The sequence below is a fragment of the Streptomyces sp. NPDC004838 genome, assembly GCF_053600955.1.
On record NZ_JBSGAW010000031.1, the window covers coordinates 38,926 to 65,744 of the forward strand.

The following is a 26,819-nucleotide window of genomic DNA, read 5'->3' on the forward strand; positions in this document are numbered from 1 at the left end:
TCATTCTCCCGGCCCATCCCTCACCCGACAAGGGACCTCCATGACGACAAGCCCCGATCTGCTCGACGACGTCTCCGGGACACCCGTCGATTCCGAGAAGGCCGCCGCCCTCCCTTCCGCGACCCTCGGAGGCGACAACAAGCGGTCGATCGAGCAGATCACCCTGCTGCTGTTCATCACGGTTCCCTTCCTCGCCGTGGTCGCGGCCGTGCCGCTGGCCTGGGGCTGGGGGGTGAGCTGGCTCGACCTGGGTCTGATGACCGCGATGTACTTCATCGGCTGCCACGGCATCACGATCGGCTTCCACCGCTACTTCACCCATGGCTCCTTCAAAGCGAAGCGCCCACTGCGGATCGCGCTGGCGATCGCGGGCTCGCTCGCGGTCGAGGGGCCGCTGGTGCGCTGGGTCGCCGACCACCGCAAGCACCACAAGTTCTCGGACGCCGAGGGCGATCCGCACTCCCCGTGGCGGTTCGGCGAGACCGTGCCCGCGCTGATGAAGGGCTTGTGGTGGGCGCACATTGGCTGGATGTTCGACGAGGAACAGACCCCGCAGCACAAGTACGCACCGGATCTGATCAAGGATCCGGCCATCCGCCGCATCTCGCGCCACTTCGTCCTCTACACGCTCGTCTCGCTGGCGATCCCGCCGCTCGTCGGCGGGCTGGTGACGATGTCGTGGTGGGGCGCGTTCACCGCGTTCTTCTGGGGTTCGCTGATCCGTGTCGCGCTGCTCCACCATGTGACCTGGTCGATCAATTCGATCTGCCACGCGGTCGGGAAGCGGCCCTTCAAGTCCCGTGACCGCTCCGGCAATGTGTGGTGGCTCGCGGTGCTGTCCTGCGGGGAGTCCTGGCACAACCTCCACCACGCGGACCCGACCTCCGCCCGCCATGGCGTCCTGCGGGGCCAGGTGGACTCCAGCGCGCGGCTGATCCGCTGGTTCGAAAAGGCGGGGTGGGCGTACGACGTCCGCTGGCCCAGCGCCTCCCGTATCGACTCCCGAAGGCACGCCGAGGCGTCCGACACGGCATGATGGACGACGTGGCGACCGACGGCAGCAGTGGTACGGACAGGAACCGGTCATCGGGACGGCGCGCGCGCCGGGTCCGGATGACCGGTGCGGAACGCCGGGAACAGCTGCTGGACATCGGCCGCGCCCTCTTCGCCGACAAGGGGTTCGAGGGCACCTCGGTCGAGGAGATCGCCGCGAAGGCGGGCGTCTCCAAGCCGGTGGTGTACGAGCACTTCGGCGGCAAGGAGGGGCTGTACGCGGTGGTGGTCGACCGCGAGACGCGCCGGCTGCTGGACATGGTCACGGGCGCGCTGACGGCCGGGCACCCGCGTGAGCTGCTGGAACAGGCCGCGTTCGCGCTGCTCGACTACATCGAGACGTACACGGACGGCTTCCGGATCCTGGTGCGGGACTCTCCCGTGGCGCAGTCGACGGGCACCTTCGCCTCGCTGATCAGCGATATCGCGACCCAGGTCGAGGACATCCTCGGCATGGAGTTCAAGAACCGCGGCTTCGATCCCAAGCTCGCGCCGGTGTACGCCCAGGCCCTGGTGGGGATGGTCGCGCTGACCGGTCAGTGGTGGGTGGACGCGCGCCGTCCGAAGAAGGCGGAGGTCGCGGCGCATCTGGTGAATCTGGCGTGGCACGGTCTGGACGGGCTGGAGCCGAAACCGCGTCTGATAGGCCACCGGAAGAACTGATCCGCACGCCCGGAGCGGATCCGCACGCCCGGAACTGACTCGTACGCCCGGAGTAGATCCGCACGCCCGGAACTGACTCGTACGCCCGGAGCTGATCGCCCCTGGCGCCTGATAGGGCACGGGAGCGGATCCGTACGTCATGGATGCCCGCCCCGGCCGTCGGCCGGGGCGGGCATCTCTGTGAGCGCCGTGGCGCACTCCGGCGATCCGGGCGCCAGCCCGTCGCGGGGACCGACGGCTGCCTCGGGGGCGGTCACCCAGGGGCGGTCACAACGGCTTCCTCGCGACGGCGAACAGCCGACGGAAGGGGAAGACCGTGCCGTGCGGCCCCGGCGGATACGCCTCCCGCAGCAGGTCGCTGTACTCGCGGAGAAACTCCTCCCGTGCGCGCTCGTCGTCGGCCAGCTCGGTGAGGATCGGCCGCAGAGTCGTGCCCTTGATCCAGTCGAGGACCGGATCGTCGCCGTGGAGAAGCTGGAGATAGGTCGTCTCCCAGACGTCCGTCTCACAGCCGAGACCGGTCAGGCGCGCGAGATAGTCGGCCGGCTCCAGAACGGAGGCGGCGGGCTCCCCCGGCTCCCCGAGGCGCTCGCGCCACCGCGGCCGGGCGCGCAGCTCGGCGAGGAGAACATGGCTGGGCGAGGTGAAGTTGCCGGGCACCTGGAACGCGAAGACGCCGCCGGGGGTGAGGCCGTCGATCCAGCGGGCGAAGGACTCGGCGTGGTCGGGCACCCAGTGCAGCGCCGCGTTGGAGACGATCAGTTCGTACGGGTCCTCGGGCGTCCAGTGCGCCGCGTCCGCGAGCCGAAAGTCGAGCCGGCCGCCGCCGGGCGTGTCGCCCGCGTGCTCCTTCTCGGCGCGGGCGAGCATCTCCGGCGAGTTGTCGAAGCCGGTGATGTACGCCTCGGGCCACCGCAGCGCGAGCAGCGAGGTGACATTGCCCGCACCGCAGCCGATGTCGGCGATCCGGACGGGCCCGCCCGGATCGCCGGTGCGGGCCGGCGGGTCCGGGATCCGGGCGAGGAGATCCAGGAACGGGCGGGTGCGGTGTTCCGCGTGGCGGAGGTACTGCGCTGGATCCCAGATGGGTGCGGAATGCATGGTCGAGCCCCTCGCTGGAACGGATGGCCGGAAGGGAACGGGGCCACGGCCCCGCGCGGGCTCCACCGTCCAACAGGATGTATCTTGATGTCAAGAGACTTCATGTCGACAGACCCTTTACACTGATCGTCATGGAGGACGAGGTCGATCGACTGGTCGCAGCGTGGCGTCGCGAGCGCCCCGACCTCGACGTGGAACCACTTGAGGTGCTGAGCCGCGTCTCGCGGCTGGCGCGCCATCTCGACCGGGCGCGGCGGCTCGCGTTCTCCGAGCACAGCCTCGAACCGTGGGAGTTCGACGTCCTGACGTCGCTGCGGCGCGCGGGCGCTCCGTATCAGCTCTCCCCCGGCCAGCTGCTCACCCAGACGCTGGTGACCTCCGGCACGATGACCAACCGCATCGACCGGCTGGCCAAAAGGAATCTGGTGGAGCGGCTTCCCGACCCCAGCGACCGGCGCGGTGTACTGGTGCGGCTGACGCCCGAGGGCCGGGACCGCGCGGACCAGGCGCTCGCCGGACTGCTCGCCCAGGAGCGCTCGATCCTCGCCGAGCTGTCGCGGGCCCAGCGGGCGGAGCTGGCGGCGCTGCTACGCCAGCTGACCGCCCCGTTCGACAACATCCCCGGCTAGCTCCGCCGGGCCCACGCCCGCCCGGCGCGCGAGGGCGACCGCGGCGAGGGTGGAGTGGACTCCGAGCTTCCCCAGGACGTTCTGCATATGCGTACGGACCGTGTGGGGCGACAGGAAGAGGCGCTCGGCGACGGCCTTCCGCCCGAGCCCCGCGACCATGCACCGCAGCACTTCCCGCTCGCGCGGAGTGAGCGACTCGACCAGCCGCTCGCTCTCGGTGCGGTGCTTGCGGGCGGCGGTCAGTTCGCGCAGTACGCCCGTGAGCAGCGCGGGCGGCAGATGCGTCTCGTCCCGCAGCACGCCCCGGATCACGGCGAGCAGCCGCTGGAGCGAGCAGTCCTTGGCGACCCAGCCGGAGGCCCCGGCCTGGAGCGCGAGGGCGGCGCGACGGGGGTCGTCCTTCTCCGCGAGCACGACCGTCCTGACGGCGGGGTGGCCCGAACGCACCCCCGCGACCAGGGAAATCCCGTCAACGACTCCGCCGAGACCGCCCAGGCCGTCGTCTCCGTCGTCGGAGACGGCGCGGGCGACCGGAGCGCGGCCGACCGGGGCGCGCGCCCCCTGAGCCTGGTTCAAGCCCGCAGCGCCGGGCCCCAGGCCCTGGCCCGCGTGCACGGCCGCGTTCGTGCCCGTGCTCGTGCCCATGCTCGTGCTCGCACTCGCGCTCGCGCCGAGATCGGCGTCGACGAGCATGACGTCGAAGCCACGGCCCTCCGCCAGCGCCCGCTCCAGACACCGCAGCGCGGCCGGACCACTGCCGGCCGCCAGAACGTCGACGTCGGGCTCGGCCGCGAGAGCGGCAGCGAGCGACTCGGCGAAGATTCGGTGGTCGTCCACCACCAGGACCCGGATACGGACCACAGACACCCCCTGTGTCGGAGGACGGCTCGGCGTGGATACGCCGCCCGGAGAGGTGCTTCAGCGGTCGCCCGGCCGCCGCCGTGCTCTGACTGATACCCCAACCTGGGCTTCATACCCGGCTGTCTCGCCCCCTGATCAACACCGGCCCCCACCGGCGCTGAGCATCAGAGTACGGCCGGGCGGCGGCAGCGGAAGGCTCTTTGCAGAACTGTTGCCGCCGCCGCGTTCCCGCTGTGCCGGGTGGGACACCTGGTGAAACACGGACTTCAGGGCCCATGCGGTGGTCCCTGCGGGCGGGTCCGGTGATCTCTCCGGGCCGGTTCGGTGGGTTCTCCGGGGCCTGTGCCGTGGCCCCTCCGGTCCCGGTGCGTCCCGGTTCGGGGTCGGCGGTTCGGCGGGCGGCGGGCGGCGGGCGGCGGGCGGCGGCGACTCCGCCACGGGCACGGGTGGGTGTGCGCCCGGACCGCCCGTCGCACGACGCTCGCGCCCGTCGGCTCCCGCGCTCATGACGCCCGCGCCCGCGCGAACTCCCAGGCGTCCGAGATGATCTCCGGCAGTCCGGCCCGCCGGGGCTCCCAGCCGAGCCGTTCCCGCGCGGTCGCGGCGGAGGCGACGAGCACGGCCGGATCGCCGGGACGCCGGGGCGCGGTGATCTCCGGAACCGGGTGGCCCGTCACCGTGCGCACGGTCTCGATGACCTCGCGCACGGAGAAGCCGCTGCCGTTGCCGAGGTTGCAGATCAGATGGCCGCCCGCCCGTGCCGCGTCCAGTGCGAGCAGATGCGCGTCCGCGAGATCGGCGACATGGATGTAGTCGCGTACGCAGGTGCCGTCCGGGGTGGGGTAGTCGTCCCCGTACACGGAGATCGAGGCGCGGCGGCCCAGCGCGACATCGAGGACCAGCGGGATCAGATGCGATTCGGGGTCATGGCGCTCGCCGCAACCCCCGTACGCCCCCGCCACGTTGAAGTACCGCAGCGAGACCGCCGCCAGGCCGTGCGCCGCCGCCTCCCCGGCGATCATATGGTCGACGGCGAGCTTGGACGCCCCGTAGGGGCTGGTCGGCGCGGTCGGGTCGGACTCGGTGATGGGGGTGCGGACGGGTTCGCCGTACGCCGCCGCCGTGGAGGAGAAGACGAGCGTACGGATCCGGGCCGAGCGCATCGCCGCGAGCAGCGCCATCGTGCCGCCGACGTTGTTGTCCCAGTACTTCTCGGGCCGGGCGACGGACTCGCCGACCTGGGAGTACGCGGCGAAGTGCAGCACTCCGTCGAACGAGCCGTCCAGCCATTTCACGGCGTCCCGGACATCGCCCTCGATGAACTCCGCGCCCTCGGGAACGCTCTCGCGGAACCCGGTGGACAGATTGTCGAGTACGACGGCCTGGTGGCCCGCCTCCAGCAGATGGCGTGTCACCACGCTGCCGATGTAGCCCGCCCCGCCCGTCACCAGGTATCGGTTCATGTCCTCGCCGCCTCTCGCAGCCGCCGGGCCGCGGTCTCCGGCGGCACATCGTTGATGAACACGCCCATCCCGGACTCCGAACCGGCGAGGGACTTCGGCTTGGGCGGCGACGGCGTCGAGCGGGCGGTGGTCCACGGCTCGCGCACGGCGTCGTCTCGGGAGTCGCCGTAGAGCGGTTCACGACCGTCGGCGAGCCGGGTCGACGTCTTCTTCACCGCGAGACTCCCTCAGCCTCCCAACACAATCGCACGCGACGAATCACCAGCGAACAGGGGTCGTCCGTGATCCTGCCGTACGCGCTCAATCAGAAGATATACATGTGCATCCGCTGATTTCCGGGTAAAGCATGCGAGCCGAGCGTGGTGTTGTCCGATGTGACGCGCCCGGACTCGGCGATCGGCGCCGACGGCGAGGCAGATGCTCGGCCCGCCCCTGTGCGAGGCAGGTGCTCGTGCTCGGCCCGCCCCTGTGCGAGGCAGGCGTTGCGCGAGGTCAGCGGGCTGGGCGGGGTGGGCGAGTCAGCGGTCCTGGAGCGGCATGGCCGCGACCGCCGCCCGGTCCAGCAGTCCGGTGCGTGCCGCGAGCGCGGCGGCCTCCAGCCGGGAGCCGACGCCCAGTTTCATCAGCACCCGTTGCACATGCGTACGGGCCGTGCTCGGCGCGATCCCCATACCGGCGGCGATCAGCCGGGTGTCCTCGCCCTCCGCGACCCTGACCAGCACCTCGACCTCGCGCGGGGTGAGCAGTTGGAGCAGCCGCTGGCCCTCGTCGTCCGGCTGCGCGACGGGGTTGAGCAGCTCGGCGAACGCGCCCTGGAGCAGTTGCGGAGCCACCACCGCCTCGCCCGCCCGTGCCTTGACCATGGCGCGCTCGACGCCTTCGATGCGTTCGTCGTGGCGCACATAACCGGACGCGCCCGCCGCGAAGGCCGCGGCGATCCCGCGTGGACTCGGCACCGGCCCGAGGACCACGACCGCCACCTGGGGGCGCTCACGTTTGATCCTGACGATCGGGTCGAAGGCTCCCGGTTCGGCGGGGGAGGCCGTGCCCATGAGGCAGACCTCGGGAGCTCGGGAGACCACCAGCTCGGCCGCGCCCGCGGCGGGCGCGGCCGCGGCGAGCACCCGGTGCCCCCGCAGTTTCAAGGCCGAGGCGAGCGCCTCCGCGTGCAGCCGGTGATCGTCGACCACCATGAGCCGAACGCCCATCGAGCAACTCCCCTCCCCCGTCGCCGCCTGCCCCGGCAAGGTACACGCTTGTTCGACTCTGCGCGCCCTTATCTCGGCAGAAGTCCCCCAGAGTGCCGAATTCTTCGCCAAACAGGGCTGCTTATGACCCCGGCATGACCACTTCATGACCAATAGGAAGTGGCCCCGCACATCGGATTATCCGATGTATGGGGCCACTACTGATCGATGGATCAGCCCGCTACCGTATGCGGACCGCCCGATTCCGGGATCAGTCGGCCGTCGTGAAGGCCACGGTCAGATAGCGCTTCCCGAGCAGCGAGGTGGTGGACGACGGCTTGCTCATGAGCACCTGGCTGATGTACAGGCGGCCGTTCGCGTAGACGTACTCGGCATAGTCGGTGCTGAAACTGGTCTCCGCGGCACGCAGCGTCTTGTCGGCCGAGTTCTCCATCAGCACGGTCGGCTTGAGGGTGCCGCCGTGGATGCTGACGATCTGGCCGCCCTTGTCGTACGGGGGCACCTTGTACGCGATGACATCGCCGCCGTCCATGCGGATCGGGAACATCGTGTACTTCTCCCCCGCGTCCGCACGGCCGGGCAGCGGCTTTCCGGAGGCGAGGTCGTAGGAGACGATCTCGTTCGTCCGGCCGTACTCCGCGGCGCCCTGGTGCTCGGAGGTCGGCAGATAGATCCGGCCATTGCCGACCACGACCTTCTGGCACGACTCCACCTCGGTGGTGCGGCAGCGCGCGGCGAACTTGTCGCCCGTGGCCGAGATCTTGGTCAGCAGCTTGCCCTGCTCGTCGATCGAGAAGAAGTCCGAGATGCCGAACTTGCCGGTGTCGCCGACGTCCGCGGCGACGACCAGCGGCTTGCTGCTGATGACGCTCGCGTACTTCACGCCCACGGGCATCTTGTACGAGAACCGGGGGGTGCCGTTGGCGGGGTCGACCGCCTGGATGGTGAGTTCCTCGTTGCCGTACGAACCGCATGAGCGGACCGCGACGAGTGCGGCCCCGCCGCCGTAGCCCTGGTCGGTGCAGTTCTGCGCGCCGGAGGGCTTCCAGCGGATGGCGCCGCTGTCGAGGTCGAAGGCCGCGCCGCCGTCGAGACCGCCCGCGGCGACGGTGGTGCCGCTCTGGGTGACCTCCGAGAAGCGGACCTTGCGGTCACCGGAGGACGCGGTGGTGATCGACTTGCTCCACAGGAGCTTTCCGCTCGCCATGTCGATCGCGCCGACCTCGGTGCACTGCTGGTAGCTCTTGGTGCCCGACCCGACCCGCTTGGCGGCCTCGAAGAGGATCGCCGTCTTGTGGTCGTCGGACTTGTGCCGGGACGCGGCGCACACCTGGCCGGGCAGCGGGATCTTCCACAGTTCGGTGCCCTTGGCGAGGTCGTAGCCGACGACGGAGTCGATGCCCGGCTTGACGTACGCCTTGTCGGTGACCCAGGAGCCCTTGACGGCGGTGATGTCGTTGATCTCGGGCTGAGGATGCTGGAAAGCCACCTTGGAAGCGGTGTTGGCGGGGGCCTTCTCCTTGCCGGCGCCGTCCACAGGGGGCTTGCCGTCGTCGCCGCCTCCCCCTCCGTCTCCGCCTCCGGTTGAGTTCCCGGACGAGGCGCCCGAACTGGTCCTGGCCTCGTCCTCCTTGCCGCCGTCCCCCTTGGTGGAGGCGAACCAGACGCCTGTGCCGATGATCAGCACGACGGCGACCGCCGCCGCGATGATGATCCGGGCCTGGGTGCTGAGCTTCTTGCCGCCGGGGCCGCCGGGGCCTCCCGGCAGGGGTGTCCCGTACTGCGGCTGCGTGGGGTATCCGTAACCGGGCGCGCCCGGCTGTCCGGGCTGCTGCGGGTAGCCGAAGCCCGGCTGCCCGCCCGGTGTCTGGGGGTAGCCGTAAACCGGCTGACCCGGCTGACCCGGCTGCTGCGGGTAGCCGTAGCCGGGCTGCCCGCCGGGTGCCTGGGGGTAGCCGTAGCCCGGCTGACCCGGCTGTCCCTGCGGCGGCTGTCCCTGCGGCGGTTGCAGGGGATAGCCGTAGCCGGGCTGTCCCTCGGGCGGCGTCGGAGGCTGCCCCGGCCCGGAAGGGGTCGGCGCCGGAGGCCCGAACCCGCCGGGCGGCGGGTCCTGCGGAGCGCCGAACCCTCCCTCCTGCGGCGGCTGCTGGGGCGGCTGAGGCGGCTGCGTCATGACGTGGATACCTCGGGAAGGACGGGACGGGCGGGGGAAGCCGGGGAGGGGGCGTCGGACCGAGCGTGGGTGTGGGACCCGACGCCGACAGCGCTACCGACGCCGACGCCGGGACGGACGCGCCTCTGCGACGGGGTCATTTACCGAAGGCCATCATCGTCACGGTCTCCAACTCCGCCGCGTCGTTACTGGCGCTGACCCGGCCCGCAGCGATGAAGAAGCGGTCGCCGGCATAGACGAGCCGGGCCGAGTAGAAGCCGTTCTCGACCTTCGCGGCGCCCTGCGGATGCTGGAGGACGACCTTCGGCGCACCGCCGGTCGGGGCGATCGTCGCGACCGCGCCGCCGGAGTCGTACGACGCCTTGCGGTAGACGACGAGGTCGCCGCCCTCCATCCGCAGCGGGACCACGCCCCGGTCTCCGCCGGAGGCCGAACGCCACTTGGGCTTGCCGGTGTCGAGGTTGAAGGCGACGACCTCGTTCGCGCCGCCGGCCCGGGTGGGGTCGGTGGCCATGTAGAGGGTGTTCGCGTCCGCCGCGACCCCGGTGCAGCCTTCCAGGTTCTGCCCGAAGATCACGAACGCGCCGCCGCAGCTCAGCTGGAACTTGTCCTTGCCGCCGTCGATCTGCGAGCGGACCGTCCCGTTGGACGTGAGCGCGAGAACGGACCACTTCTTCGGCTCACGCTGGATGAGGGAGACCACGAGCGGCTCGGCGGAGTAGACCTTGTCGATCTCCCAGCCCTGGGGAGCGGTGTAGGTCCACTTGGCCCTGCCGGTGGCCGGATCGACTTCCTGGAGCTGGTGCTTGGGCTTCTTGTAGTCGTTCGTGGGGCAGCTGACCGCCGCGAGGAGCTTGGGCCCGCCCGCGTACGCGAACGGCTTGCAGCCGCTCTTCGGCCCCTCGAACAGCTGGCGGCCGTCGGTCATCGAGAAGCCGAAGGAGCTGCCGGTGCCGCCCGCCGCGAGGGTGTTGCCGCTGATGGCCAGCGTGAAGTCGGAGAAGGACAGGAATCCGGTCCCCTTGGGTATGGGCTTCTTCCACCCCGCCTTGCCCGTCTTGACGTCGATCATCTGGAGATTGAGGCACTTGGCCTTCTCCGTGAGGCCGTCCTTGACCCCGATGACGATCTTGCCGTCGGCGGACGGCTGGGTGGTCGCCATGCACACCTCGGCGTCCAGCGGCAGGGTCCACTTCTTCGCGCCGTCGGTCACCGAGTAGCCGACGACCTGCTTGTACATGGCCTTGACGACGGTGTCGCCGACGACCCACGGGCCGAAGACGTCGGCGCCGTTGCGCGGGAGGTCGACATCGTTCTTCGTCACGAAGAGGGCTTTGGCGTCGCCGTCCTTGCGCCCGGCGTTGAGATCGGGGGCTCCGTCGCCTCCGCCGTTGCCGCTGCCGTCGCCCTTGTCGACGGACTCGGAGGCCGACGGCGTGGGATCGTCGCTCTTGCTGACGTTCTTCCCCTGGTCGTCCGTCTTCTCGTCCCCGCTGAGCGCGAGGTAGGTGCCGCCGCCGATGACCAGCAGGCCCGCGACGGCCGCCGCGACGATGATCGCCGCCTTGCTCTTGAAGAAGCCGCCACCGCTGCCGCCGGGCGGCGCGGGCGGGGTCGGCGCACCGGGGTACTGCGGCTGGTTCGGGTAGCCGCCGTAGGGGCCGGGGGTCTGGCCGTAGGGGCCGGGCTGCTGACCGTACGGGCCCTGCTGCTGACCGTACGGACCCGGCTGCTGGTACGGGCCCGGCTGCTGACCGTACGGCCCCGGCTGCTGGTACGGGCCCTGCTGGCCGGGATAGCCGTAACCAGGCTGTTCCGGCTGTCCCTGCGGCGGCGTGCCCTGGGGCGCGGGCGGCGTGTACGGCGGCTGGGCCGGCGGTTGCGGCACCCCCTGCGGAGGCTGCGGCGCACCGTACGGCGGCTGGGGAACCCCCTGCGGCGGCTGCGGCACGCCCTGCGGAGGGTTCTGCCGGGGATCCTGGGGCGCTCCGAAGCCCCCCGGCGGTTGCTGGCTGGGCGGCTGAGACATCAGCGCTTCCCCCTTCATACGGTCCGCTGTCCGACAGCCTCCCCCGCTGTTCCGGTGCGCATCGCCGGCGCGTGTGCCGTATCCCGGAAAGGAGCGTTTTCGGACATGGATCCGCGTTCTCACGGCAGTCGAGCGGAACTTCTTTCTATCACCCGTGCCATGACAAACCGGCGGCCGGTCCGCCCTGTACCCAAGGGCGGACCGGCCCGTGACGACGTTGTTATGAGACCTGCACACGGCCGCCACGACCGCGTATGACGCGTATCGGCGGCCCTTGGAGCAGGTTCCGGCCAGACGTACAACTAGGCGTCTTCGGCCAACTCCAGCCAGCGGAGTTCCAAGTCATCGCGCTCGGCGGCGAGTTCCCTCAGCTCCGTGTCGAGCTTCGCCACCTTGCCGAAGTCCGTGGCGTTGTCCGCGATCTGGTCGTGGAGCGCCTTCTCCTTGCCGGAGATCTTGTCGAGCTGCCGCTCGATCCGCTGGAGCTCCTTCTGCGCGGCCCGCTGCTCACCCGCCGACTTCACCTTGACGGCGGGCTGACCGGCGGACGATCCCGCGCCCGCGGCGGCTCCGGCGCCCGAACCCGTGCCCGCCGCCGTCCGGGCCGGCGGGGCGGCCGTCTCGATCATCGCCCGGCGGCGCTCCAGGTACTCGTCGATGCCGCGCGGCAGCATCCGCAGGGTGGCGTCGCCGAGCAGGGCGAACGTACGGTCCGTCGTACGCTCCAGGAAGAACCGGTCGTGCGAGATGACGACCATCGAGCCGGGCCAGCCGTCGAGCAGGTCCTCCAGCTGGGTCAGCGTCTCGATGTCGAGGTCGTTGGTCGGCTCGTCGAGGAAGAGGACGTTCGGCTCGTCCATCAGCAGCCGCAGCAGTTGCAGCCGTCGGCGCTCACCGCCGGACAGATCGCCGACGGGCGTCCACTGCTTCTCCTTGCCGAAGCCGAACCGCTCGCACAGCTGCCCCGCGGTCATCTCCCGGCCCTTGCCGAGGTCGACGCGGTCCCGGATCTGCTGGACGGCCTCCAGCACGCGCAGCGCCGGGGGCAGTTCCGTCACGTCCTGCGACAGATACGCCAGCCGTACGGTCCGGCCGACGGCGATCCGCCCGGCCTCGGGCTGCTCCTCGCCGTCGCTGGTGGCCGCGTCCGCGAGGGCCCGCAGCAGGGAGGTCTTGCCCGCGCCGTTCACGCCGACGAGCCCGATCCGGTCGCCGGGGCCGAGCTGCCAGGTCAGCTGCTTCAGCAGCACCTTCGGCCCGGCCTGCACGGTCACGCCCTCCAGATCGAAGACCGTCTTCCCCAGCCGCGCGCTCGCGAACTTCATCAGCTCACTGGTGTCGCGCGGAGGCGGCACATCGGCGATCAGCTCGTTGGCGGCCTCGATGCGGTACCGGGGCTTGGAGGTACGGGCGGGTGCGCCGCGCCGCAGCCACGCCAGCTCCTTGCGCACCAGGTTCTGCCGCTTGCTCTCCTCGGTGGCCGCGATGCGCTCGCGCTCGGCCCGCGCGAAGACGTAGTCGCTGTAGCCGCCCTCGTACTCGTACACCGAACCGCGCTGGACGTCCCACATACGGGTGCAGACCTGGTCGAGGAACCAGCGGTCGTGGGTGACGCAGACGAGCGCCGAGCGACGGGTCTGGAGGTGCTTGGCCAGCCAGGCGATGCCCTCGACGTCGAGGTGGTTCGTCGGCTCGTCGAGGACGAGCAGGTCCTGGTCGGCGATGAGCAGCTTCGCGAGCGCGATACGGCGGCGCTCGCCGCCGGAGAGCGGGGCGATGACGGTGTCCAGGCCCTGCGGGAAGCCGGGCAGGCCGAGCCCGCCGAAGAGCCCGGTGAGCACATCCCGGATCTTGGCGTTCCCCGCCCATTCGTGATCGGCGAGGTCGCCGATGACCTCGTGGCGTACGGTCGCCTCCGGGTCGAGCGAGTCGTGCTGGGTGAGTACGCCGAGCCGCAGCCCGCCGCTCTGGGTGACCCGGCCGGTGTCGGGCTCCTCCAGCTTGGCGAGCATGCGGATGAGGGTGGTCTTGCCGTCGCCGTTGCGGCCGACGACGCCGATGCGGTCCCCTTCGGAGACGCCGAGGGACACGGTGTCGAGCAGGGCACGGGTTCCGTACACCTTGCTGACGGCCTCGACATTGACCAGATTGACGGCCATTTCTCTCCTGTGCGGGGGTGGGGTGGGTCGACCTACCAGGGTAGTCGCCACGGGGGCGCGCGGGAGCGGCGGTCCGGGCGGGGGCTCGGGCGGGGGCTCGGGCCCCTGCCGGGGGCGGGGGCGCGCCCGGCAGGGGCCCGAGGGCGCGGGCCGCCGTCGACCGGGAGCGCGGGCGCGGCCGGCCGCTCCGCCCGCGCCGCTCGGCTCAGACGTGATCCATCCCCAGTGCGGAGAGCACGAGCGCCGGCAGCTCCCGGTGGATGGCGTTCTCGGTTCCCGACAGCCGGGTACCGAGGCCGCCGTGGCGGAGGAGGAGGATCTCGGAGGCTATGGACAGCGCCGTCTCCGCCGGGTCGGCACCGCCCAGGTCGAGCCCCGCCGGGGAACTGAGCCGCGTCAGCCGGTCGTGCCGCACTCCCGTGGCCCGCAGCGACGCCTTGCGCCGCTCCACGCTGCGGCGGGAGCCCAAGGCACCGACATAGGCCAGGTCCATCCGCAACGCGGCCTCCAGCAAGGGCACTTCGAACTTCGGGTCGTGCGTGAGCGAGACCACCGCCGTTCTGCCGTCGATCCGCCCCGCCGCCGCCTCCGCCTCAAGGTGGCGGTGGGGCCAGTCCACGATGACCTCATCGGCGTCCGGGAAGCGCTCGGGGGTGGTGAACACCGGCCGTGCGTCGCACACCGTCACCCGGAAGCCGAGCAGCGTGCCCTGGCGGACGAGGGCAGCGGCGAACTCTCCGGCACCGTAGATCAGCATGCGGGGCGGGGGCGTCAAGCTGTGGACGAACACGCGCGCGCCTCTCCCGGAGTCCGCTTCGGCGGACCCTGTGCCCGGGTCGGCCGACCTTGTGTGCGGGTCGGCGGACTCGGCGCCCGCTTCGGCGGACTCGCTGCCCGCTTCGGCGGACTCGGTGCGGAACGTGCCGGAGCGCCCCTGCGTCAGCAGTCGCCGGGCCCCTTCGGTGGTGTCCCCGTCGAAGGCGGAGTCGCCTGTGCTCCCGCTGGTGCCGTCCGCCCAGCACACCAGGTGCGCGCCGGTCCGTACGGATCCGTCGGCCTCGACGACCGTGGCGAGGGCGACCGGGGCCCCGGCCCGTATACGTGCGAGGAGGGCGCCCAGTTCGGGGAAGGACCGCCGGTCGACGCTCTCGACGAAGACCTCGATGGTTCCGCCGCACGTCAGGCCGACCGCTCCGGCGTCGTCATCGCTCACCGCGTAGCGTTCGAGTACGGGAACGCCGTCCCGCACGGCCTGCTGAGCCAGGTCGTACACGGCCCCTTCCACGCAGCCGCCCGAGACGCTGCCGGTGACCTTCCCGTCCGGGGCACAGATCATCATCGCTCCCGGCCGGCGTGGGGCCGAGCCGAATGTCGACACCACCGTGGCGAGCCCGCACGGTGTGCCGGCCTCCCAGAATCGGTGGAGGCGCTCCCACATGTCGTTCATCGCGCTTCCGCATCTCCGATGATCTTGTCCTGGGTGATGGGCAGGTCGCGGATCCGGCGGCCGGTCGCGTGGTGGACGGCGTTGCCGATGGCCGCCGTCATCCCCGTCGTCGGAGTCTCCCCGAACCCACGCGCGCCGAGGGCCTCGCTGGTCGGGTCCGGCTTGTCCACGAAGATGGTTTCGATCTCGGGGATATCGGCGTTGACGGGCACCAGGTAGCCCGACAGGTTGGGGTTGACGATCCGTCCCAACTGGTGGTCGACCATGGTGTGCTCGGACAGGGTGAAGCCCACGGCGGCGACCGCGCCGCCGATCGCCTGGCTGCGCAGCGTCCTGCGGTTGAGGACCCGGCCGGCGTCGAAGGCACCGACCATACGGGTCACCCGGACCTGTCCGATCCTGGGGTCGACGCGTACCTCGGCGAAGACCGCTCCGGTGGAGTAACCGAGAGGGATGGGGACGGGGGTGGTGGTGGCTTCCACGGGCTTGCCGTGCCGGGTGACGACCGAGCGGACGCGGTCTCGGCGCTCGCGCCGACTGGTGTCGCGGAGGATTCCGCTTTCGACGGTGATCCGCTCGGCCGGGATGCCGTACAGCGGGGAGCGCGGGTCCGCGACGGCGAGGTCGATCACGGCTCGGCGGGCCGTGGTGCAGGCCCGGTTGACGGCGGCGCCGACACCGGGGACGGTGGCGGACGCGGCGGCGACGAAGGCGAACGGGAAGTCGGTGTCCCCGAGTTCAAAACGTACGTCGTCCAGTTCCAGCCCCAGGCACTGCGCGGCCACTTGGGCCATCACCGTGTACGTACCGGTCCCGATGTCGTGGGTGGACACCTGGACCACCGCCTCTCCGCTGGTGGAGATCACGACCCGGGCGCCGGCTCCCGGCCTTCCGCCGGCGGTGTGCGCGGCGGTCGCCATGCCCCAGCCGATCAGGGTGTCGCCGTCGCGCATCGACCCGGGGCGCGGATCACGCCTGCTCCAGCCGAACGCGGCCGCGCCGCGGCGGTAGCACTCCAGGAGATGCTTGCTGCCGAAGGGTTGGCCGGTGTCGGGGTTGTCCGAGGTGTGATTGCGCCGCCGGAGCTCGATCGGGTCCATGTCCAGGGCGTAGCTCAGCTCGTCGAGAGCCGTTTCCAGGCCGTGGCAGGCGACGGCCTCGGGTGAGCGCATATTGCTCGGCGCGGCCAGATTGAGCCTCACCGCCCGCTGGGCGACATGGAGGTTGGGGCAGGCGTACAGCATCCGGGTGGGCTCACTGGTGTTGAACAGCAACTCCTCGGTACGGCTGACCTGGGACGTGGTGATGTGATCGATGGCGGTGAGCCTGCCGTCCCGTTTGGCTCCGATCCTGAACCGCTGGTGGGCCTCGGGCCGGTGGCCGTTGGAGGTGTAGGTCTGGGCACGGGAGAGCACCAGTTTGACGGGACGTTTCAACTGGCGGGCCACCGCGGCGGTGAGGAGGGTGTGCGGCCACACCGGGCCCTTGGCTCCGAAGCCTCCGCCCAGGAACGGGGAGAGCACCCGGATGCTGGAGGCGGGCAGGCCCAGTGCCTCGGCGAGGCTGATCCTGGTGGCGTTGGCGCCCTGGGCGGTTTCATGCACCGTCAGCCGTTGGCCGTCCCAGATGGCGGTCGTCGCGGACGGCTCGATGGGGTTGTGGTGGTGCATGGGCGTGGTGTAGCTGACGTCGATGCGGACGTCGGCCTGCGCCAGCCCCGCCTCGGGGTCGCCGCGGGTGATCTCGTTGGGACCCTCCAGGCCCGGCGCGGGCACATACGCCTCGTCCATGGCCTCGGCCAGACCGGCCCGAGGCGGGCGGACGTCGTAGGAGACGTCGACGAGTGACGCGGCTTCCTGGGCCTGCTCCAGGGTTTCGGCCACCACGTAGGCCACGGGCTGGCCGCTGTGGTGGATCTCCGCGTTCTGTAGCGGGACGACCCGCTTCCAGTAGGCCGCGCCGGGGGACGTGGGCACGGCCAGACGGGGCATGGTCTCGTGTGTGAAGACGGCGACCACACCGGGCGCGCGTTCGGCGGCCCCGGTGTCGATGCCGGTGACGCGCCCGTTGGCGATGGTGCTCAGCACGAGGAAGCCGTACAGGGCTCCGCGGACCTGAACGTCCGCGGTATAGGTGGCCGCGCCGGTGACCTTGGCGCGCCCGTCGACCCGGGCGACGGGGCTGCCCACGATCGGGCTCACTTTCGACCTCCGAGGTCCTCGAGGATGTCGGCGAGGGCGCGCTGCACCAACTCGGCCTTGAACGCGTTGTGCTCGCGCGGCTGCGCGCCTTCGACCAGGGCCCGGCCCGCTTCCGCGATGGTGGCTCGGGTCAGAGGGCGACCGCGCAGGGCGTCCTCGGCCCGGGGCGAGCGCCATGGCCGGGTCGCGATGCCTCCGAAAGCGAGCCGGACATCGGTGACCACCCCTTTCGCCCGGGTCAGGGCGGCGGCCACGGAGACGACGGCGAACTCGAACGTGGCCCGGTCGCGCAGCTTGAGGTAGCGCGAGCCGGCCGCCGACCGGCTTTCGGGAATCTCGACACCGGTGATGAGCTCGCCGTGCCGCAGCGCGTTCTCCTGGTGCGGGGTGGAGCCGGGCAGACGGTAGAAGTCTCCGATGGGGACGGACCGGCGGCCGTCCGGTCCGAGGGTGAGCACTCGGGCGTCCAGGGCGCTCAGCGCGACGGCCAGATCGGAAGGATGGACCGCGATGCAGTGATCGCTGCCGCCATGGATCGCATGCCAGCGGTTCTGTCCGCCGATGGCGGGGCAGCCGCTGCCGGGCTCACGCTTGTTGCAGGGACTGCCGGCGTCCCGGTAGTACCAGCAGCGGGTCCGTTGCATGAGATTCCCGCCGATGGTGGCCCGGTTGCGTACCTGCGGGGACGCGGAAGCCAGCAGGGCCTCGGAGACGACGGGGAAGCGCTCGGAGATCAACGGGTGAGCGGCGACGTCCCCCATACGGGCCGTGGCGCCGATGTGCAGTCGGCCCTTGCTCAAGCCGATGCCCGAGAGGGGGAGCCCGTTGATGTCCACGACGAGGTCGGGGGCGAGGACCCGGTCCTTCATTAGATTCGTCAGTTCGGTCCCGCCCGCGATGAACGCGCCACCGGAGTGGCCCGCGACCAGGTCGACGGCCTCGGACGCACGCGACGTACGCGCGTAGTCGAAGAGCTTCACTGCCCGGTTCCCTTCGCGGCGTCCCGTACCGCTTCGACGATGTTCGGATAGCAGCCGCACCGGCACAGATTGCCGCTCATCCAGTCGCGGATCTCGGTGTCGGAGCCGGCGTGGCCCTCTCGGATACAGGCGACGGCCGACATGATCTGCCCGGATGTGCAGAACCCGCACTGGAAGGCGTCACGTCGGATGAACGCCGCCTGCACGGGGTGCAGTGCGTTCCCACGGGCCAGACCCTCGACCGTGGTGATCTGCCGACCGTCCTCCATGACGGCGAGGGTCATGCACGACTTGACCCTCCGGCCCTCGATGAGGACGGTGCAGGCACCGCACTCACCGCGGTCGCAGCCCTTCTTCGTCCCCGTCAGGCCCAGCCGCTCACGCAGCGCGTCCAGCAGGGTGACGCGGGATTCGACCGTGACCCGGTGCTCCGTGCCGTTGACCTGAAGGGTCACTTCGGCCGTCGGGGCCGGGGACGGAAGCGTGGTCCGCGCGCCGACGGGACTGCCGACCGCGACCGCCGTCGCACCGCCCGACGCGGCCAAGGCGGTGGCGCCGACCGCGCCGGCGACGAGCACGCTGCGGCGGCTGTGCCCGTCGGTTGAGCGATCGTCAATTGAATATTCGTCAGCTGGGTGATCGGCTGGGTTGTCGTCATGCTCGGACATGCGTGTATGTCTCCTCACGGGTACGTGACGGGAGGGTCCGCGCCCCTCGGCGCGGGGCGGCACCGGCGATCACCGTGGCCGCCGACATGGCCGGCCCTCGCCCGAGGCCGAAAGTCGCGGCTTCGCGACCTCATGCGGCGCGGACGCCGACGCGGGCGGACTGCCCTCTGATCCAGGGGGTGCGGTCGCCGACCGGGCTGGACTCCCCGAGGCACCGCCGTAGCGCCGCGCCCGGATTCCCGGTCGTGGATTCAGCGATCGTGAACTCCCTCCCCGTATACGGAGAATCACCCGCGACCGAATCACCGATAACGAGTTCGACACATCGACGCTAACGAAATCATCGATCACGGTCAAGCGTTATCGATGATGCGTCAGTGATCGCCGAGATCCCACGGCCGCGCGAGAACGTCCTCCGGGCAGCAGCGGACCCGCCGACCGAGGGCGGCGCTGTGACGGGTCGGCGAGGGTCCGGTGACGGGCCGGTGAGGCCGCCGGCCCGGCTGTCGCCGACCGCACCGCTGGACGTGCCGCGTCCGGCGCCGGGGACGTCGAAACCCCGCCGCAGAGGTTGAAGGTCACGTCAGCAGCGGCGGTGACGGGGAAGCGGTGCATCAGCCACCGCGCATGACCCCGGCTGTGCTCGGACCACAGCTGTATCCGTCGTACGTTCCGCGTCAGTCGGCTGCGGGCGTCGCCGCCGTGACAAGGCGTGTGAGCCACTCGCCGAGCAGACCGCGCTCGCTCTCCGTGAAGGGCTGCTCCCCCTGCTCGAGCAGCGCCTTGAGGGCTACGGCGTGCTGGGCGCCGCGCATGGAACGGTCTTCCTCGACCGGTGCACTCTTCTTCGCGTCCGTGACGAGCGCTGCCAGAACCGCGTCGCGCGTGTTCTCCGACAGACCCTCGTACTCGGCGAGTCGGCCTTCGTCGTCGGCGTTGATCAGGGTGACCGCCACCCCTACGCCCGCCGCGTGAATCATCGCCTCCGCGGCCTCGATGCTCGTGCGCAGCCGACCGGTCTCGGCGACTCGGGTGACGAGTTCGGTCAGTATGCCGTTGGCCTCGCCCATCACCGCCGATGGGGCGCCGGGGCGCGGGTCGGTGTGGATCAGCCGGTAGAGAGCCGGGTGGGCGAGCCCGAAGGCCACGTGAAGGTCCCAGCCGCGACGCAACTGCTCGACCGGATCACCCGCGGCGAGGTTCGAGCGTTTGTCGGCGAGATACGCCGCGTAGCCCTGGCGGGCCACTTCGTCGAGCAGCCCCTGCATGTCTCCGAAATGCCGGTAGATGGTCTGAGCCTGCACCATCGCCGCCGCGCTGACGGAGCGGGTGGACACCGCCTGCCGTCCCCCCTCGGCCAGCAGATCCGCCGATGCCCGCAGGATCCGCTCACGCGGCTGCGGTGTGGTGCCGGTTGCTCTCATACGTCAATGGTCGCACCAGACGGTGACCGACAGAACGCGGTCACCGGTCACATCGCTTCCCACACTTACCGCGCTGGAACACCGTCCAGGGCTACTTCGCGGCCTGGCGGCAGGACGCCGTCTCCGAGCGGCTCACCGGTCCGGTCAACCGGCGGCTCGGGCCTGCCTCGCGGCGACGGTCACCGATCCGGTGGTCGCCCTGCCCCTGGCCATGAAACGCGTTTGAGGACCAGCAGACGGCCCTCGCCGTCCCGCACGAACACCGACGCCGAGGTCTTCCGGCTGGTGGGCTCCGGGGCGTTCGGGTCCTGCCAGTAGTCGATCCTGTGGGTGCGTCGGCTCATGAGGGCTCCATCCCGATGTTCACGGGCCGGGCGGACGCCCAGGCACGCTACCGGACGCACACATCACGGTCACGGTCACGGTGGCACTCGCAGGTCGTACGCTTGCGGCATGGCTGAGCACCTGGGTGACCGGCTGGGCCGGCTGCGTCGGCTGTCGGATCAGACGCAGGAAGGGCTGGCGGAGCGTTCCGGGGTATCCGTGGACGTGATTCGGAAACTGGAGCAGAAGCGCAAGCACAGCGCGCGGCTGCCGACGCTTCACGCGCTGGCGAGAGGCTTGGAAGTCGAGTTGACGGCTCTGCTGGGCGACCCTCCGGGTGTGCCGTCCAACGGCGACGCCGACCCGCCTCAACTGGTCGCCGTGCGACGGGCGATCATGCCGCCGCTGTTCGCTCCCCCTGCTGAGCCGTCGGGTGCCGAGACTCTCTCACCGCTCCTGCTCCGGGCGGAGATCGCCGAAGGCTGGACGCTCTATCACAACGCGGACTTCGGACGTCTGATGGATGTTCTGCCGGGGATCATCGCCGACGCGCGCCTCCTCGCGTCGGCGGGCGGTGGAGACCAGCGGGCCGCCGGACAGGCGGCGTTGGGCAAGGCCCTGCAACTGGGCGGCCACCTCGCGATCCGGCTGGGCAAGACGGATCTGGCCCTGTCCGCCCTGGAACGGGCCATGCTCGCGGCGGAGCAGTCGTCGGATCCGCTGCTGGCCCCCATGGTCAGCAACTCCGTCGCGTGGAACTACCAGCGGCAGAACCGTCTGGAAGACGCCGAGAGGCTGGCGGTCCACGCGGCCGACAACGTGGAACAGGAGCACATTCCAACCGCCGCAGGGCTACGTGTCTGGGGCGGGCTGATCATGTCCGCCGCGACGAGCGCGGCGCGCAGCGGCGACTACGACACCGCCAACGAGATGATGCGGACGGCGGAGGACGCCACCCGCCGCCTCAGAAAGCTCCCTCCCCCGGCCGACAGCAAGATGGTGTCGGTGTTCAGCCGATCGTCCGTACGCATCGAGCGCGTGCGGCTCGCCGTCCAGCACGCCCGCCCCGAGGAGGCGCTGACGCTGGCTCGGGGCATGCGGCTGAGTGGAGACACGCCTACGTCGTGGCGTACGTGGCTGCTGTTGGACGTCGCCCGTGCCCACACGGATGTGGGAAACGCGGAAGGGGCGGTCAAGGCCCTGCAGTCCCTGCGCAGGCTCGCTCCGGGCTGGATGCGCCATCACACCCTCGCCGTGTCCATCGTGTGCGACCTGTGGGCCGGGCCCACTCGTCCGCCGGGGCTACGGGGGCTCGCAGAGTTCCTGGGCGTGACCGCCGAGTAACGTCCGGAAACTAGGACGTTCCATCCCTGTGGACGGGCCGCGTCTGACGAGAAAGTCAGGTGCCAGGAGTTCGGCAGAGGGGATGGCACGGCATGGCGACCGCGATCACTACAGGAGACCGCAGCAAGACGACTGGTGCTGACAAGGTCGATCCGGTCGTGCTGATACGGGCGGGTCACTTGAAGCGAGGTGCCCCAGGACGCCGCTCCAGGTTCTGCGGACTACCGACGGCGGATACGCTCACGGACGTTGGGGCCGGAGCCGGGCGGCTGATCGCATGAGCTCCTTCGAGACAGGCCAGGAGCATCCCTACGAGCCGGAAACCGGTGAGTTGGCCAAGGACGCCGCCCGGAATCGCGTGGGACGTGTCATGGGAAAAGTCGGGGGTTACATCCAGTTACGTCCGGTCAAGGGCGGGCTGGAGTGGGACGCCCTGGCAGACGACCTGAAACCGGCGGCCCAGTCGGATCTGCTCAGCGAGGCGGTGGCGGAGGCCAACGCACAGAGCCGCCAAAGGCGGATGATGACCGCCGCTGCCGATCCGGTCCACGGGCCGAGGATCTGCGGGGCGCTCGCCGTGCTGCCCGTACGGCTGGCGTCCGTCATCATCGAGACCACTCCCGACACAGTCGGCTCGGTGTATCCGGAGACGTTCCTCCGCTGTCCGCTGGAGGAGCACTCGACCGGTCCGCACGCAGCTCTGGTGTGGCAGTTGGACGACGCGAGCCGGGGTGAGCTGTGGGTGCAGTGGGACGAGGACGGGCCGCCCTCCCATTCGCTCGTTCGACCCGACTGTCCGGGCCACAACGGCAGGACCGGGATGCGGGAGGAAGCCTGCACGCTCTTCGCCGGGCACTTTGGACGGCACAGCTTCGAACTCCGGGACCCCGACGAGGAAATTCTCCGAGCCGGCCCGGAGTACGGGCTGCTCAAGGCGGAAATCGACGCCCTGTTTCCCGTACAGCCTGACGTCCCGTACGAACCTTGACGAAGCCGCACAACACCAGAACCACCCGCCCGCGACCCCCGGCGCGGACGGGCACCACGGCCCCGGCCTGCCGTGAACCCCGACACCCGGCAGGCCGGGCCCACCCCATCACCACCAGTCGAACCGGAGCAGACCACGCATGCGTACGCTCATCTCCCACGTCCTGATGTGGGCCCTGGAACGGGTGTTACCCGCCCACGGACGGCACAGCGACACAGACGGCCCCCGCCCGCCAGAGCCGTGGGAACGGGCCTGGACCACCCCCGTCCCCCGGCACGTCACCGAACGCCACACCCCGCTACGCGGCGAGGACACCCACCTCGTACGCCCCTACGCACCCCTCGACGACACCCTGCGACTCCGCATCCGCAGAAAGCGCGCACTCCTCTACGCACCCCACGGCCTGGCACTCCCAGGAGTGCGCCCGTGAACGCCACCGCCCTCACCACCCCCGCACCCCAACCTCTCACCGCCGCCTGCGCCCACTGCCACCGCACCACTCACGCGCCCGTCCCGATCCGGTGGACCGAACAGGGACTCCACTACGCCTGCCCGCACTGCGCACCCCACCACCCTCACGGCCCCACCCCCGACGAGTGACGCACAGCGATGCGCGCGGGTCACACCACTACCGCGCCCGTCGCCGGTGACGACGCAACGCGCGCCGCGCGGCAGGTTCCCGAGGCGGTGAGGGCCGCAGCGATCGCGGCGGCCGATGGCGCGTCCGCGGCCAGGAAGGCCGTCGTCGGGCCGGAGCCCGAGACCAGGGACGCGAGCGCGCCCGCCGCCGAGCCCGCGTCCAGGGTGGCGCGCAGGGAGGGCCGCAGGGAGAGGGCGGCGGGCTGGAGGTCGTTGACCAGGGACGCCGCGAGGGCGGGGGCTTCACCGGCGGCGAGGGCCTTGAGGAGTGCCGGGGACGCTTCCGGGGCGGGGACGTCGAGCCCCGAGGTGAGGCGGTCGAACTCCGCGTACACCGCCGGGGTCGACAGGCCGCCGTCCGCGACCGCGAACACCCAGTGGAAGGTCCCGCCGACGTCGAGCGGGGTCAGCCGGTCGCCACGGCCGGTGCCGAGGGCCGCGCCGCCAACCAGGCTGAAGGGCACATCGCTGCCCAACTCGGCACAGATGGCGAGGAGTTCGGAACGGGGGGAGTCCAGGCCCCACAAGGTGTCACAGGCGAGCAGCGCGCCCGCGCCGTCCGCGCTCCCGCCCGCCATGCCGCCCGCGACGGGGATGTCCTTGGCGATGTGGATATGGACGTCCGGGGAGAACCCGTGGCGTTCGGCCAGCACTTCGGCCGCGCGGGCCGCCAGATTCGTACGGTCCAGAGGGACCCGCGAGGCGTCCGGGCCCTCGCAGGTGATCGTCAGCGAGCGGGACGGGGTGACGGTGACCTCGTCGTAGAGCGACACCGCGAGGAAGACGTTCGCCAGATCGTGGTAGCCGTCCGGCCGCGCGCCGCTCACCGCGAGCTGGATGTTGACCTTGGCGGGGACCCGTACCGTAACGCTCTCGCTCTCGCTCACGCCTTCGCCTCCGCGATCCGTGCGAACTCCTCCACCGTCAAAGACTCCCCGCGCGCCTGCGGCGAGATGCCCGCCGCCACCAGCGCCTCCTCGGCGAGCGCCGGAGAGCCCGCCCAGCCCGCCAGCGCGGCCCGGAGCGTCTTGCGGCGCTGTGCGAAAGCCGCGTCGACGACCGCGAAGACGTCCCGTTTCGTGGCCGTCGTCTTCGGGGGGTCCCGGCGGACGAGGGACACCAGGCCCGAGTCGACGTTGGGCGCGGGCCAGAAGACATTGCGGCCGATCGAGCCGGCGCGCTTCACCTCGGCGTACCAGTTGGCTTTCACCGACGGCACCCCGTACACCTTGTTCCCCGGCGCCGCCGCCAGCCGGTCGGCCACCTCCGCCTGGACCATGACCAGGGTGCGTTCGATGCTCGGGAAGCGGTCGAGCATATGGAGGAGGACGGGGACGGCGACGTTGTACGGAAGGTTCGCGACCAGCGCGGTCGGCGGCGGGCCGGGCAGCTCGTCGACGACCATCGCGTCGGAGTGCACCAGCGAGAAGTGGAGCGCCTTCTCCGGCAGCCTGGCCAGGATCGTGGCAGGCAGAGCCGCGGCGAGGGTGTCGTCGATCTCGACGGCCACGACGCTCTCGGCGGCTTCGAGCAGCGCCAGGGTCAGCGATCCGAGCCCCGGCCCGACCTCGACGACCACATCGCGCTCGCCGACACCGGCCGTCCGCACGATCCGGCGGACGGTGTTGGCGTCGATGACGAAGTTCTGGCCGCGCTGCTTGGTCGGGCGCACACCCAGCGCGGCGGCCAGCTCACGGATGTCGGCGGGGCCGAGCAGGACATCGGAGGGCGCGGCGGAGGACGCTTCGGAGGACGCGAGAGGCATATCGACAGACGTATCGACAGGCGTATCGGAGGGCTCAGTGGTGCTCACCGATACAGCCTACGGGTGCCCGGCCACGCGATCCGCAGCGCGCCCGGCGGCGCGGACGACTGTTCGGTGGGCGGCGCGGTGGGGGTGCGGTCGGCTGGGAGGGGCAGCCTCGCGGTCGGGGCGCGGTCGGGGCGCGGTGGGCGGCGCGGTCACCTGGGAGCGGCGGCCCGGTCGGCTGCGTGGTCCCGCGCGGAACGGCCGGCGGTCCGGCTACAGCCTGCGGCCGCAGTACGGCCACGGGCTCGCGCCCCGCTGCACGTACAGCTTCTTCGCCCGGTACGTCTGCTCCGCCGCGGGCGCGTCCTGCGGTCTGCCACTGCCGCCGACCGACCGCCAGGTCCTGGTGTCGAACTGGTACAGCCCTCCGTACGCCCCCGAGGGGTCGACCGCGCGAGGCCGGCCGCCGGACTCGCAGCGCGCCAGGGCCCGCCAGTCGAGACCGTCCACGCCCCGCACCGAGCGGGGCCTCGGTCTGGTGCCCACCCGCACCCGCTGGGCGACGGGCTCCCGGACCACCTCGTCCGCGATCTTCTCGGGCTTCTGCCGGACGCCGTCGACCGTGCGCAGCGTATACGTGACGCGGCGCGCGCCCGGCCTGCCCGGCTGGACGACGACCTCCGTACCGGCGAGTTCGGCGGGGTCGCCGGTCCTGACCGTGGCGTACGGAACGGGCTCCTCGCGCGTCCGGCGGCTGGCGGTGATCCGTACGACGGTGACGGTCTGGCCGTCGCTGGGGAAGCTCCTGGGGGGTGCGGAGGTGGTGTCCTCGGCGCCGAGCGCGATGCCCGCTTCCGCGAGCGCCTCGCCGACGGTCGCCGCGTTGGTGCGGACGGTGCGCTCGCGCCCGTCGGACATGAAGGTGACCGCGCGTTCGGTGCGTACGTCGAGGGCGAGGCCCTTACGGGAGATCGCCGAGAAGCGGGACGTGGACAGATACGCGCCCTCCGCCCTGACCCCGAGCCTGCGCAGTGCGCCGTCCACCGTGCGGGCGGTCGTCCACACCTGGCGGCGCCGGCCGTCGAGGTTGAGGGTGACGGGCCTGCCGTAGCGGACGACGATCTCGTCTCCACTGGTGAGCGCGGCGGCCGGGCCGGGGGCGACGATGTCGTGCGCGCCGACGCCGAGGTCCTCGTCGTCGAGGAGTTCCTGTACGTCGTCGGCGAAGGTGTGCATCGTGCGCGGTACGCCGTCCACGGTGAGCCGTACGTCCTTGTCGCCTGCGAGGAAGGTCGAGGTGCCGCCCGCGAGGCACACGACGACGAGTGCCTGCGGGAGGAGCCTGCGGAGGGCGTCGGGCCGGCTGGTCGCCGAGCGACGGCGACGGACGGTGCCGAGGGGCCGGGGCCGGGAGGCGGTGTGCGACCGGTGGCGGGGCACGTGCCCCGGCGACCGGTCGTCCGCGGGCTCACGGGCGAGTACGGGGCCGGGGTCGAGGCCGAATTCACGGCCCGGACCGGACTCCGCGAAGGCCCAGTACGGCTCCGCGGCCGCGGCCGAACCGCCCTCGCCGCCCCCATCGCCCGCACTGCTCACAATGCCCGCATTGCTCACGTTTCTCACGACGCTCCGTAAAGGTCCGGTCCGCCCGAAGGTGTGCGGCCGGGACGCTATCGGAGGGGTGGTCACTCTCCCAAGCGTTGTCGGCTACTCGG

Annotated in this window: 23 protein-coding genes and 1 pseudogene; 7 read left to right on the plus strand and 17 right to left on the minus strand. The window is 71.1% G+C overall.

Annotated features, from left to right (window positions below):
• Positions 1 to 40 precede the first annotated feature (40 nt).
• Together ACWEFL_RS29300 and ACWEFL_RS29305 are read left to right on the plus strand one after the other, a co-directional pair.
• Positions 41 to 1,036, plus strand: coding sequence for an acyl-CoA desaturase (locus ACWEFL_RS29300; protein ID WP_451718103.1), 996 nt, complete (start codon positions 41 to 43; stop codon positions 1,034 to 1,036).
• A complete protein-coding gene (locus tag ACWEFL_RS29305; protein ID WP_451718105.1) occupies positions 1,033 to 1,716 on the plus strand; it encodes a TetR family transcriptional regulator in 684 nt (227 codons plus the stop codon). The genes ACWEFL_RS29300 and ACWEFL_RS29305 overlap by 4 nt, the downstream gene beginning before the upstream one ends.
• Positions 1,717 to 1,983: 267 nt before the next feature.
• On the opposite strand, the gene ACWEFL_RS29310 is transcribed toward ACWEFL_RS29305, so the two are convergent.
• Entirely contained in the window at positions 1,984 to 2,817 is an 834-nt protein-coding gene (locus tag ACWEFL_RS29310; protein WP_451718108.1) for a trans-aconitate 2-methyltransferase, read from the minus strand.
• A 131-nt stretch (positions 2,818 to 2,948) separates the two neighbouring features.
• Between ACWEFL_RS29310 and ACWEFL_RS29315 the strand changes: the two genes are divergently transcribed.
• A complete protein-coding gene (locus ACWEFL_RS29315; RefSeq protein ID WP_451718110.1) occupies positions 2,949 to 3,446 on the plus strand; it encodes a MarR family winged helix-turn-helix transcriptional regulator in 498 nt (165 codons plus the stop codon).
• Here ACWEFL_RS29315 and ACWEFL_RS29320 read toward each other — a convergent pair.
• From ACWEFL_RS29320 to ACWEFL_RS29380, 13 genes and pseudogenes are all read right to left on the minus strand, one after another.
• The gene (locus tag ACWEFL_RS29320; protein WP_451718113.1) at positions 3,405 to 4,307 is read right to left on the minus strand and encodes a LuxR C-terminal-related transcriptional regulator; all 903 of its coding nucleotides are present in this window, start codon (positions 4,305 to 4,307) and stop codon (positions 3,405 to 3,407) included. The two genes, ACWEFL_RS29315 and ACWEFL_RS29320, sit on opposite strands and share 42 nt — an antisense overlap.
• 503 nt (positions 4,308 to 4,810) lie before the next feature.
• Positions 4,811 to 5,770, minus strand: a complete 960-nt coding sequence (gene galE / locus ACWEFL_RS29325; RefSeq protein WP_451718115.1) for a UDP-glucose 4-epimerase GalE — start codon at positions 5,768 to 5,770, stop codon at positions 4,811 to 4,813.
• Positions 5,767 to 5,898, minus strand: a pseudogene (locus tag ACWEFL_RS29330) (galactose-1-phosphate uridylyltransferase); the annotation flags it as partial. The pseudogene ACWEFL_RS29330 and the gene galE, both read right to left, overlap by 4 nt.
• A 390-nt stretch (positions 5,899 to 6,288) precedes the next feature.
• Complete coding sequence (locus tag ACWEFL_RS29335; RefSeq protein WP_451718118.1) at positions 6,289 to 6,978, minus strand: LuxR C-terminal-related transcriptional regulator; 690 nt, start codon at positions 6,976 to 6,978, stop codon at positions 6,289 to 6,291.
• Positions 6,979 to 7,228: 250 nt separating this feature from the next.
• Complete coding sequence (locus tag ACWEFL_RS29340; RefSeq protein ID WP_451718121.1) at positions 7,229 to 9,151, minus strand: outer membrane protein assembly factor BamB family protein; 1,923 nt, start codon at positions 9,149 to 9,151, stop codon at positions 7,229 to 7,231.
• A 136-nt stretch (positions 9,152 to 9,287) separates the two neighbouring features.
• Positions 9,288 to 11,180, minus strand: coding sequence for an outer membrane protein assembly factor BamB family protein (locus ACWEFL_RS29345; RefSeq protein WP_451718124.1), 1,893 nt, complete (start codon positions 11,178 to 11,180; stop codon positions 9,288 to 9,290).
• 302 nt (positions 11,181 to 11,482) lie between these two features.
• Complete coding sequence (locus ACWEFL_RS29350) at positions 11,483 to 13,339, minus strand: ABC-F family ATP-binding cassette domain-containing protein (RefSeq protein ID WP_451718127.1); 1,857 nt, start codon at positions 13,337 to 13,339, stop codon at positions 11,483 to 11,485.
• A gap of 205 nt (positions 13,340 to 13,544) precedes the next feature.
• Positions 13,545 to 14,786 (minus strand): XdhC family protein, encoded by a 1,242-nt coding sequence (locus tag ACWEFL_RS29355; RefSeq protein WP_451718130.1) that lies wholly within the window; start codon positions 14,784 to 14,786, stop codon positions 13,545 to 13,547.
• The gene (locus ACWEFL_RS29360) at positions 14,783 to 16,987 is read right to left on the minus strand and encodes a xanthine dehydrogenase family protein molybdopterin-binding subunit (protein WP_451718133.1); all 2,205 of its coding nucleotides are present in this window, start codon (positions 16,985 to 16,987) and stop codon (positions 14,783 to 14,785) included. Before ACWEFL_RS29360 ends, ACWEFL_RS29355 begins: the two co-directional genes overlap by 4 nt.
• Complete coding sequence (locus tag ACWEFL_RS29365) at positions 16,984 to 17,967, minus strand: FAD binding domain-containing protein (protein WP_451718135.1); 984 nt, start codon at positions 17,965 to 17,967, stop codon at positions 16,984 to 16,986. Before ACWEFL_RS29365 ends, ACWEFL_RS29360 begins: the two co-directional genes overlap by 4 nt.
• Positions 17,964 to 18,635 (minus strand): (2Fe-2S)-binding protein, encoded by a 672-nt coding sequence (locus ACWEFL_RS29370; RefSeq protein ID WP_451718137.1) that lies wholly within the window; start codon positions 18,633 to 18,635, stop codon positions 17,964 to 17,966. Before ACWEFL_RS29370 ends, ACWEFL_RS29365 begins: the two co-directional genes overlap by 4 nt.
• Before the next feature lie 677 nt (positions 18,636 to 19,312).
• A complete protein-coding gene (locus ACWEFL_RS29375; RefSeq protein WP_451718140.1) occupies positions 19,313 to 20,059 on the minus strand; it encodes a TetR/AcrR family transcriptional regulator in 747 nt (248 codons plus the stop codon).
• A gap of 179 nt (positions 20,060 to 20,238) precedes the next feature.
• The gene (locus ACWEFL_RS29380) at positions 20,239 to 20,403 is read right to left on the minus strand and encodes a hypothetical protein (RefSeq protein WP_451718142.1); all 165 of its coding nucleotides are present in this window, start codon (positions 20,401 to 20,403) and stop codon (positions 20,239 to 20,241) included.
• 109 nt (positions 20,404 to 20,512) lie between these two features.
• Between ACWEFL_RS29380 and ACWEFL_RS29385 the strand changes: the two genes are divergently transcribed.
• The 4 genes from ACWEFL_RS29385 (at position 20,513) to ACWEFL_RS29400 (ending at position 23,315) form a co-directional block, all read left to right on the plus strand.
• A complete protein-coding gene (locus ACWEFL_RS29385) occupies positions 20,513 to 21,727 on the plus strand; it encodes a helix-turn-helix domain-containing protein (RefSeq protein WP_451718145.1) in 1,215 nt (404 codons plus the stop codon).
• A 277-nt stretch (positions 21,728 to 22,004) separates the two neighbouring features.
• Entirely contained in the window at positions 22,005 to 22,715 is a 711-nt protein-coding gene (locus ACWEFL_RS29390) for a hypothetical protein (RefSeq protein ID WP_451718148.1), read from the plus strand.
• A gap of 139 nt (positions 22,716 to 22,854) precedes the next feature.
• Positions 22,855 to 23,145 carry a hypothetical protein gene (locus ACWEFL_RS29395; RefSeq protein ID WP_451718151.1) on the plus strand — a complete coding sequence of 97 codons (291 nt, stop codon included), beginning with the start codon at positions 22,855 to 22,857 and terminating at the stop codon, positions 23,143 to 23,145.
• Positions 23,142 to 23,315 (plus strand): hypothetical protein, encoded by a 174-nt coding sequence (locus ACWEFL_RS29400; RefSeq protein ID WP_451718153.1) that lies wholly within the window; start codon positions 23,142 to 23,144, stop codon positions 23,313 to 23,315. Before ACWEFL_RS29395 ends, ACWEFL_RS29400 begins: the two co-directional genes overlap by 4 nt.
• Positions 23,316 to 23,335: 20 nt before the next feature.
• Here the strand turns inward: ACWEFL_RS29400 and ACWEFL_RS29405 are convergent, their stop codons facing one another.
• From ACWEFL_RS29405 to ACWEFL_RS29415, 3 genes are all read right to left on the minus strand, one after another.
• Complete coding sequence (locus ACWEFL_RS29405; protein WP_451718155.1) at positions 23,336 to 24,241, minus strand: 4-(cytidine 5'-diphospho)-2-C-methyl-D-erythritol kinase; 906 nt, start codon at positions 24,239 to 24,241, stop codon at positions 23,336 to 23,338.
• On the minus strand, positions 24,238 to 25,119 hold the full coding sequence (gene rsmA, locus ACWEFL_RS29410; RefSeq protein WP_451718158.1) for a 16S rRNA (adenine(1518)-N(6)/adenine(1519)-N(6))-dimethyltransferase RsmA: 882 nt from the start codon (positions 25,117 to 25,119) through the stop codon (positions 24,238 to 24,240). The genes ACWEFL_RS29405 and rsmA overlap by 4 nt, the downstream gene beginning before the upstream one ends.
• A gap of 258 nt (positions 25,120 to 25,377) precedes the next feature.
• The gene (locus tag ACWEFL_RS29415) at positions 25,378 to 26,727 is read right to left on the minus strand and encodes a ubiquitin-like domain-containing protein (RefSeq protein ID WP_451718160.1); all 1,350 of its coding nucleotides are present in this window, start codon (positions 26,725 to 26,727) and stop codon (positions 25,378 to 25,380) included.
• Positions 26,728 to 26,819: the final 92 nt, after the last annotated feature.